This window comes from Streptomyces phytophilus (genome assembly GCF_013870535.1).
GTDB classification, from domain to species: Bacteria; Actinomycetota; Actinomycetes; order Streptomycetales; family Streptomycetaceae; genus Streptomyces; species Streptomyces phytophilus.
In genome coordinates this window covers 1-8,318 of the sequence record NZ_JACBXC010000149.1, presented here as the reverse complement: position 1 = coordinate 8,318, position 8,318 = coordinate 1, and the positions used below count along the sequence as shown (strand labels likewise).

The 8,318-nt window shown below is 68.6% G+C and carries 7 protein-coding genes and 1 pseudogene; 3 read left to right on the top strand and 5 right to left on the bottom strand.

Annotation, left to right across the window (positions count from 1 at the left end):
- Together H5J30_RS36590 and H5J30_RS10505 are read left to right on the top strand one after the other, a co-directional pair.
- Positions 1 to 137: GNAT family N-acetyltransferase, cg3035/Rv0428c family (locus H5J30_RS36590; RefSeq protein ID WP_508470411.1), on the top strand; the 137-nt coding region annotated here is incomplete at its 5' end.
- A gap of 100 nt (positions 138 to 237) precedes the next feature.
- Positions 238 to 1,107, top strand: a complete 870-nt coding sequence (locus H5J30_RS10505) for a transglutaminase-like domain-containing protein (RefSeq protein ID WP_181787159.1) — start codon at positions 238 to 240, stop codon at positions 1,105 to 1,107.
- 77 nt (positions 1,108 to 1,184) lie between these two features.
- Here the strand turns inward: H5J30_RS10505 and H5J30_RS10500 are convergent, their stop codons facing one another.
- The 5 genes from H5J30_RS10500 to H5J30_RS10480 all read right to left on the bottom strand — a co-directional run bounded on the left by H5J30_RS10500 (position 1,185) and on the right by H5J30_RS10480 (position 7,415).
- Positions 1,185 to 2,321, bottom strand: coding sequence for an ABC transporter ATP-binding protein (locus tag H5J30_RS10500; RefSeq protein WP_181787156.1), 1,137 nt, complete (start codon positions 2,319 to 2,321; stop codon positions 1,185 to 1,187).
- Positions 2,322 to 2,337: 16 nt separating this feature from the next.
- Complete coding sequence (locus tag H5J30_RS10495) at positions 2,338 to 3,399, bottom strand: ABC transporter ATP-binding protein (protein ID WP_181787155.1); 1,062 nt, start codon at positions 3,397 to 3,399, stop codon at positions 2,338 to 2,340.
- Between the two features lie 10 nt (positions 3,400 to 3,409).
- On the bottom strand, positions 3,410 to 4,387 hold the full coding sequence (locus tag H5J30_RS10490) for an ABC transporter permease (protein ID WP_181787154.1): 978 nt from the start codon (positions 4,385 to 4,387) through the stop codon (positions 3,410 to 3,412).
- Between the two features lie 100 nt (positions 4,388 to 4,487).
- The gene (locus H5J30_RS10485; RefSeq protein WP_220188751.1) at positions 4,488 to 6,227 is read right to left on the bottom strand and encodes an ABC transporter substrate-binding protein; all 1,740 of its coding nucleotides are present in this window, start codon (positions 6,225 to 6,227) and stop codon (positions 4,488 to 4,490) included.
- Between the two features lie 147 nt (positions 6,228 to 6,374).
- Positions 6,375 to 7,415 carry an ABC transporter permease gene (locus H5J30_RS10480; RefSeq protein ID WP_258563234.1) on the bottom strand — a complete coding sequence of 347 codons (1,041 nt, stop codon included), beginning with the start codon at positions 7,413 to 7,415 and terminating at the stop codon, positions 6,375 to 6,377.
- A 490-nt stretch (positions 7,416 to 7,905) separates the two neighbouring features.
- Here H5J30_RS10480 and H5J30_RS10475 point away from each other — a divergent pair.
- Positions 7,906 to 8,318 (top strand): annotated as a pseudogene (locus H5J30_RS10475) (hypothetical protein); the annotation flags it as partial.

Genomic DNA, 8,318 nt, shown 5'->3' with positions numbered 1-8,318 from the left:
TCGCCGCCCGCGCCCTGGCGGAGGGCGCCTCGGCGGCGTACCTCCAGGTGGAACCGGACAACGCCCCGGCCCTGGCGCTCTACGCCGACCTGGACTTCACCACCCACCACACCTACCACTACCGCCACCAGCCCTAGCTGGCGGCCGGGGAGAAGCCCCGCCGGTCGCTCCCTCCCCACCGGTCTCACATTTGCGCGGGACGTGCGCCCTGCCACGTCGCACAATGGGGGCATGAGCATGCCCGGGGTCGGTCACCGGGCCCGGTTCGCGGAGGAGGCCCGCGTGCCGCGGCCCGATCTCGCGCTGCTCTGCCTGCTCGTCGCCGCCGAGACCGACGCCGGGCTCGACGAGGGCGGCATCGACGCCGTGCAGATCGAGCTGGACGAGCTGGCCGGGCAGTTGCCGTACGCGCCCGGCGGGCCCCGCGCCTGGGCGCGGGCCGCCGCCGAGCTGCTCGGGGAGCGCTGCGGATTCCACGGGACGCCCGGCGACTACCGGCGGCTGGAGTCGTCCCAGCTGCACGAGGTGCTGCGGCGCCGCCGCGGGCTGCCGATCATGCTCTCCGTGCTCTGGATGGAGGTCGCCCGCCGCGCCGGTGCCCCGGTGTACGGCGTGGCCCTCCCCGGGCACTTCGTCGTCGGCTTCGGCCCACCCCCAGTCGGCCCGGCCACTGCCCGCCCCGCCGTGCCCGCCGCGGGGGAATCCGTGCTGGTCGACCCCTTCGACGGCGGCCGGCTCCTCTCCCCCGCCGACGCCGAGTTGCTCGTCGCCGAGGCCACCGGCGGCGAGCCGCTGTCGCCCGCGATGCTCGTACCCGCCGACCCCCTGGACATCGTGCTGCGGATCCTCAACAACATCCGCGCCTGGGCCGGCCCCCGCCCCGAGCGGTCCGACATCCAGCTCGCCGCCGTCGAACTCGCCCTGCTTCTCCCCAGCCACCCCGCCCGGCTGCGCCACGAGCGCGCGCAGCTCCTCGTCGCCCGCGGCGACTTCGTCGCCGGAGCGGCGGAGCTGGAGGAGTACGCCTCGGTGATAGCGGCGATGGAGCCCCAGGCCGCCGACACCCTGCGCCGCCAGGCCCGCGCCGCCCGCGCACGCCTCAACTGAGCACCGCCCGCCCCGGCACGAAGGCCGGTGCCCGGAAAGGGCACCGGCCTTCACGCCGACGACGTACGTGCTACGCGCTACTCCTTGACCGGGGAGGCGTCCGGGATGTCCTCCAGCGCGGCCAGCGCCTTGTCCATGATGACCACTTCCTCGCGCTCCACCGTCGGCTCCTCCGGAAAGTGGCACGCCGTCAGGTGCCCCGCGCCGTTGCCGCCGATCTGCACCAGCGGCGGCTCCTTCTCGGCGCACAGGTCCTGCGCCTTCCAGCACCGCGTGCGGAACCGGCACCCCGACGGCGGGTTGATCGGCGACGGTACGTCGCCCGCCAGCCGGATGCGCTCGCGCGGCGTCTCCTCCTCGTCCTCCGAGAGGTTCGCCTCCGGGACGGCCGAGAGCAGGGCGTGGGTGTACGGGTGCCGCGGCCGGGCGTAGATGTCGTCCCGGTCGCCGATCTCGACGATCTTCCCCAGGTACATGACCGCGACGCGCTGCGAGAAGTGCCGCACGATCGCCAGGTCGTGCGCGATGAAGAGGAACGCGATGCCCATCTCCCGCTGCAGGTCCTGGAGGAGGTTGACGACCTGCGCCTGGATGGACACGTCCAGCGCCGAGACCGGCTCGTCCGCCACGATCAGCTTCGGCTTCAGCGCCAGCGCCCGCGCGACCCCGATGCGCTGCCGCTGGCCGCCGGAGAACTCGTGCGGGAAGCGGTTGTAGTGCTCGGGGTTGAGGCCGACGGTCTCCAGCAGCTCGCGGACCCGCTTCTCGCGCCCGCCGGGCGGGGTGATCCCGTTGACCTCCATCGGGCTGCTGATGATGGTGCCGACGGTCTGCCGGGGGTTCAGCGAGGAGTACGGGTCCTGGAAGATCATCTGGATCTCGGACCGGATCGGCGCCAGCTGCCTGCGCTTGGCGTACGTGATGTCCTGGCCGCTGTACGTGATCTTGCCGGAGGTCGGCTCCAGCAGCCGCGTCAGCAGCCGCCCGGTGGTCGACTTGCCGCAGCCGGACTCGCCGACCAGGCCCAGGCTTTCGCCCGCGTGGACTTCCAGGTCGACGCCGTCGACCGCCTGCACGGCGCCGACCCGCCGCTTGATCGGAAAGCCGCCCATGATCGGGAAGTGCTTCGTGAGCCCCTCGACGGTGAGCAGGTGCTCGCCCGTCGTGGTCGGGGTGTCGTCCCGGGGGGCGGGGAGGGTGAGTTCTTCGCTCATGGTGGTCAGTCGCTCCCTAGCCCAGCCGGGGCTTGATCTGCTCGATGAAGATGTCCTGCTTCTGCCCGGCGCTCAGATGGCAGGCGGCCCCGCGGCCCTCCGGCAGCGCCGGCCGGTCCGTACGGCAGGCCGCGCCGCCGACGTCGCCCACGAAACCGCACCGCGGGTGGAACGGGCAGCCCGGCGGCGGGCTCAGCAGGCTGGGCGGGGTGCCCTTGATCGGTGTCAGCGGTACGTTCACGTCCGACGACAGCCGCGGCATGCTGCTCAGCAGGCCCCACGTGTACGGGTGCTGCGGCTTGCGCAGCACCTCGCGGGTGGTGCCCCGCTCCACGGCGCGCCCCGCGTACATCACCAGGATGTCGTCCGCGACGTTCGCGATGACGCCGAGGTCGTGGGTGATGAAGACGATCGCGGAGCCGAACTCGTCCTGGAGGTTCCTGATCAGGTCGAGGATCTGCGCCTGCACCGTCACGTCGAGCGCGGTGGTCGGCTCGTCGGCGATCAGCAGGTCGGGGTTGCAGACGAGCGCCATCGCGATCATGGCGCGCTGCCGCATGCCGCCGGAGAACTGGTGCGGGTAGTCGTTCGCACGCAGCTTCGGGTTGGGGATGCCGACCTTGTCCAGCATGTCCACGGCCCGCTCGTGCGCGGCGCGCTTGGAGACGCCCATGTGCTTGCGGTACGGCTCGGCGATCTGCCGGCCGACCGTGTAGAACGGCGAGAGCGCGGTCAGCGGATCCTGGAAGATCATCGCCATCTTGTTGCCGCGCAGCTTCTCCAGCTTGCGCTCGGGCGCGCCGATCAGCTCCTCGCCGTCGAGGCTGATGGAGCCCTCGACGTTGGTGAACATCTGGTTGTGCAGGCCCAGCACGGTCAGGTTGGTGACCGACTTGCCGGAGCCGGACTCGCCGACGATGCCCAGGGTCTTGCCGCGCTCGACGTCGAAGGAGAGACCGTCGACGGCCTTGACGACGCCGTCCTCGGTGGTGAACTGCACGCGCAGGTCCTGCACCGAGAGGAAGGCACCGCCCGCGGACGGCGCGGAGCCTTCCGATTCCTTGGTCAGGGTGGTCACTGCTCTTCTCCTAGGACAGACGGATGCGCGGGTCGATGAAGGCGTATGCCGCATCGACGATGACGTTCATCAGGATGATCATGGTGGACGAGAACAGCAGCACGCCCATGAGCACCGGCAGGTCCGCTCTGAACACGGACGCGATGGAGAGGTTGCCGAGCCCCGGCAGCGAGAAGGTGAACTCGGTGATGATCGCCCCGCCGAGCAGGGACCCGAGGTCGATGCCGAAGATCGTGACGACCGGGATCAGGGCACCGCGCCAGGCGTAGCGGAAGAAGACCGTGCCGCTCGACATGCCCTTGGCCTTGGCCGTTCTGACGTGTTCCTCCTGCAACTGCTCGATCATCGTGGACCTCACCATACGGGTGTAGTTCGACGCGAAGATCGTGGAGAGCACTGCCCAGGGGAGGATCAGTCCCACCGCCCATTTCCATGGGTTCTCGGTGAAGGGGTTGTACGTCGGGTCGCCGAAGAGCCCGGTGCTGTACACCAGCGCCCACAGGACCAGCGGGCCGATGAAGTAGATCTGCAGCGAGCCGATGACAAGCGAGCTGCCGCTGACGAACTTGTCGAGCGCCGTGCCGCGCCGCCAGGCGGCGATCATGCCGGCTCCGACGCCGAAGACGAGGAAGACGATGGCCGCGCCGATGGTGAGGGACAGCGTGGTGGGGAAGCGGTCCTGGATAAGGGTGAGGACGTTCTCGTCGTGCACGAACGACCGGCCGAGGCAGGGCGCCGGACAGTCGCCCGTCGGGTAGGAACGCCCGCTGAAGATGCCGGCGAGGAAGTTCCAGTACTGCACGGGGACGGGGTCGTCGAGGCCGAGGGACCTGCGGATCAGCTCCAGGTTTTCCGGCGTGCACTTCTCGCCGCAGGAGATGCGGGCGGGGTCACGCGGGATCGCGAAGAACAGGAAGAAACAGACCGCGCTGAGGATCAGCAGGATGATCAATGCGCCGATTGTCCGGCGAATCAGGAAACGAAGCATGACTGTGGGCTGCTTTCGAAGGACAAAGCGGCGACGTGGACTGAAGGGTGGTGCGCGGGGGCCGCCGATCGGGCGGGCCCCCGCGCACCGGAGGTGGTGCCTACTGCTTGAGGTAGATCTTGCGCAGGTCGATGTCACCGATGACGTCGTCGTACTGGACGCCGCCGATGTTCGAGCCGTAGAGCTGGATCTGCTTGTAGTACGTCATGGGGATGTTGGAGATGAGGTCCTCCACCACGTACTGGGAGAGCTTGTTCCACTCCTTGGCGGCCTCGGCCGGGTCCGCGATCTTCTGGATCCGGTCGATCTCCGAGTTGATGTGCTTGTCGTTGGTGTGCGAGTAGTTCGACGAGCCGTCCTGGATCTGCCGGCCGTCGTACAGCGGCGGAACCACGGTGCTGGCCGACGGCCAGTCGGCGCCCCACGCGCTCACGTACATGTCGAACTCGTTGTCGACGACACCGATCTCGTCGTAGTACGTCTCGGCCGAGATCTCCTTGCGCTGGACGTCGAAGCCCGCCTCTTCGAGGGTCGACTCCATCGTCGGCGAGTAGTTCTGGCCCTCGGGGGTGTTGATGTAGCCCCAGGTGAGCTTGTAACCGGTCTCGCCGGCCTCTTCCAGGATCTTCTTGGCCGCGGCCGGGTCACCCAGCGGCTTCTTCAGCTTGCCGAAGGGGTCGAAGCCCTCCTCGTAACCGGAGACGGTCGGGCTGATCAGACCGCCGGCCAGCTCCATGCCCTGCGGGCCGCCGAACGCCTGCTGGTAGGGCTGGATGGGCAGCGCGTAGGCGATGGCCTCGCGGACCTTCTTGTTCTTGACGCGGTCCATGTTGATGGCCATCTGCGCGACGTACGGCTGGTAGCCGTTGACCGAGCGCTTCTGGGCGTCGGGGTCCTTGTTCAGCTTCGGCAGCGTGGCGGCGTCCACGTTGTTGGTGAAGCTGATCGAGTTCTTGTTCACACCCTTGTCCGCCATCAGCCGCTCGGCCGAGGTCTCGAACTGGATGTTGAACGTGATCTCGTACTTGTCCGGGTAGGCGTTCCGCGACGAGTCGGTCGCCGGGTCCCAGTGCTCGTTCTTGACCAGCGTCATCGACTTGCCGGTCTTGAAGGACTCGATCTTGTACGGCCCCGCCGTCATCGGGTCCTTGTCGTACTTCTCCTGGGTGTCCTTCGCCTCGGAGACCATCGAGTAGCCCGGCATCGCCAGGGCGTACGGGAGGTCGGGCTTCGGCTCCTTGAACTTGAAGACGATGGTCTTGTCGTCCGGCGTCTCCAGGACGGAGTCCGGCAGGTGGTCACCGCCGTACGGGCCCTTGGGCAGCATGTCGCGGTACCCGGTGCCGGGCTCGTTGGACAGCCACTGCTGGATGTAGACCGGGCCGTCGTTGATGAACTCGGCGAACTGCCGCTCGAAGGTGTGCCGGACGTCCTTGGACGTGATGTCCGTGCCGTCCGCCCACTTGATGTTGTCCTTGAGCGTGTACGTCCAGGTGCGGCCGCCGTCGGACGGCTTGCCGCTGTCCGTGGCGAGGTCGCCGACCAGGGTCTGCTTGCCCTTGAAGTCGGCCTTGTAGCCGGTCAGGCCGCGGTGGATCAGGCGGGCCAGGGCGCCCTCGTCCGAGACGTATATCTGTCCCGGGTCGAGGTGCGCGTAGCTGTCGCGCTGCATGACGGGGATCGTGCCGCCCTCCTGGGCGCCCTTCACCTCCGGAGCGGGCCCGGTGGACGCCTTGGCGTCACCGAACGGGATCTGCGCCTGCTGCTCCGCCGCCTTCTTCTTGTCGTCCTGCTGCGAGTCGGTGTTCTCCGAACCGCTGCTGCAACCGCTGAGGGCCAAGGCCCCCGCGGCGAGCCCCGCCACTACGGCGTGCGATCTGCGTGCACCCCTGATTCTCACTGTCTACCACCCTGTCTGTCGGTCTTGACTTGCTTGTGCGTGTTCACCCGTTGCCACGGCGGTCGCACCCTGGCGGCGGTACGAACGTCAGCGCGCGGCCTTCGGATCGAACGCGTCGCGGACGGAGTCCCCCAGCAGGTTGAAGGCGACCACGAAGATCACCATGGCGACGCCGGGGAAGAACATGAACGTGGGAACGGTCTCGGACACGTCCGCCGCCCGGGAGAACATCAGCCCCCAGTCGGGGGTCGGGTTCACCAGGCCGACGCCGAGGAACGACAGTCCCGCGGCGTTCGTCACGACGAGCGGCAGCTCGAAGGTTCCCTGCACGAGGATGGGTGTGACGAGGTTCGGCAGCATCTCTTTGCGGATGATTCGCCAGTTCGACGCCCCGCTCACCTTGGCGGCCTCGACGAACTCGCGCTCCCGCATCGACAGCGCGACACCGCGCACGATGCGGGCCATGCGCATCCAGTTCAGCGCCGCGAGCACACCGATCAGCACCGCGATCCGCAACCAGGTGGGCGTCGCGTCCTCGGGAGCGACGAACAGGGCGGTGATGACGGGCATGAACGCCACGAAGAACAGCTGGCTCGGGAACGCCAGCATCAGGTCGGTGAAGCGGCCGATCAGCGTGTCGGTGCGGCCCCCGGTGAAGCCGGCGGCCACGCCCAGCAGGACGCCGATGCCGACCGTGAGGATCGTCACCGCGACGGCGATGGCGAGCGATGTCCGGATGCTGTAGATGAGCAGCGTGAAGACATCGCGACCCAGGATGGGCTCAAGGCCGAACCAGAACTCGCCGCTGATACCGCCGTTGGGCTTGATCGGGTAGCCGAGAGCGTCGAACAGCTCGGGCTTGCCGGTGGCCGAGTTGTACAGCGTGTACGGCGACTTCCCGTACAGCTTCGAGATCAGTGGGGCGAGGATCGCGACAAGCACGAAAAAGCCGACGACATACGCGGATATGACCCCCGCGCGGTCGCGCTTGAAGCGCTGCCACATCAGCTGACCGGGCGATTTGCCGATGTACTCGGCGGCGCCCTGGCCTTCGCCCCCCTCTGCCTTGACGGGTTCGAGCGTTGTGGGCTCGGACCCCGTCGGGGCAGCCTCGGATGGACTCGTCATTGGCGTTGTGCTCCCGAACCGGATGAGAGCCGCAGCGCCCGTGCACGCTGCGGTGGTTGACGGGACTTTCGCAACCGATTCATCCCCCAGTCAAGGGGGTGACGGGGTAAGCCGAGGTGCGGAATCGCTTCTTGAGCGTATGTTTTGCAGATTGAGGTCCGTACGTGCTTGACAAGCCGCCTTAGTGACCGACATGTCCGGCATATGGGATCGAAGGTCGTTAACACGTCGGCAACCCACCTGTCGCATCACCGATATACGAACGCGTCACTCTGGGGAGCGTACGGCCGTGCGGGTGCCGTCCCCCGGCCGGGTCCGGTCTGCGTGCCGGATCCGGCCGGGATCCGGGCCGCCGCCCGCCGCCGCCCGGCCGGTCTTGCCGCGGGTGTTGTCCGGGGCTGCGGAGAGGTGTAGACCTGGGTGCCGTGTGGGCCCAAAAGGCGCACGGTTGCGTATCGGGGGTCTTCCGGCGATGGAACAAGGACACATATTGGGGCGCGGCGCACGCGTCTTCGGTGCCGTGTGCTGCGCGCTCCTCGCTCTGCTCTCGCTCCTGTGGATGGGCCGCGACGTCGACGTCGCGGCGAGCCTGCCCGAGCTGTGGTGGTCCTGGGCGGGCTCGCCCGAGGCCGCCCCCGAGAGCGTCTGGGGCACCTCCCTCTACGACCCCGTCCTCGTCTGCGTGTACGCCGTCGCCGGCGTCACCGCCCTGCACTCCGCCGCCGCCGCCGGCGCCCTCGGCGCGGCCGGTGCCGTGACGATCCTGCTGCGCGCCCCCGCGCTGTGGACGCTGACGGCCGACTGGATGCAGAACGTCGACCAGGACCTGCGCAACCGCGCGCTGCTCTCCGCCGGCGTCGCCGTCACCCTCGGCGCGGTGCTGCTCATCTCCGTCGCCGCCGG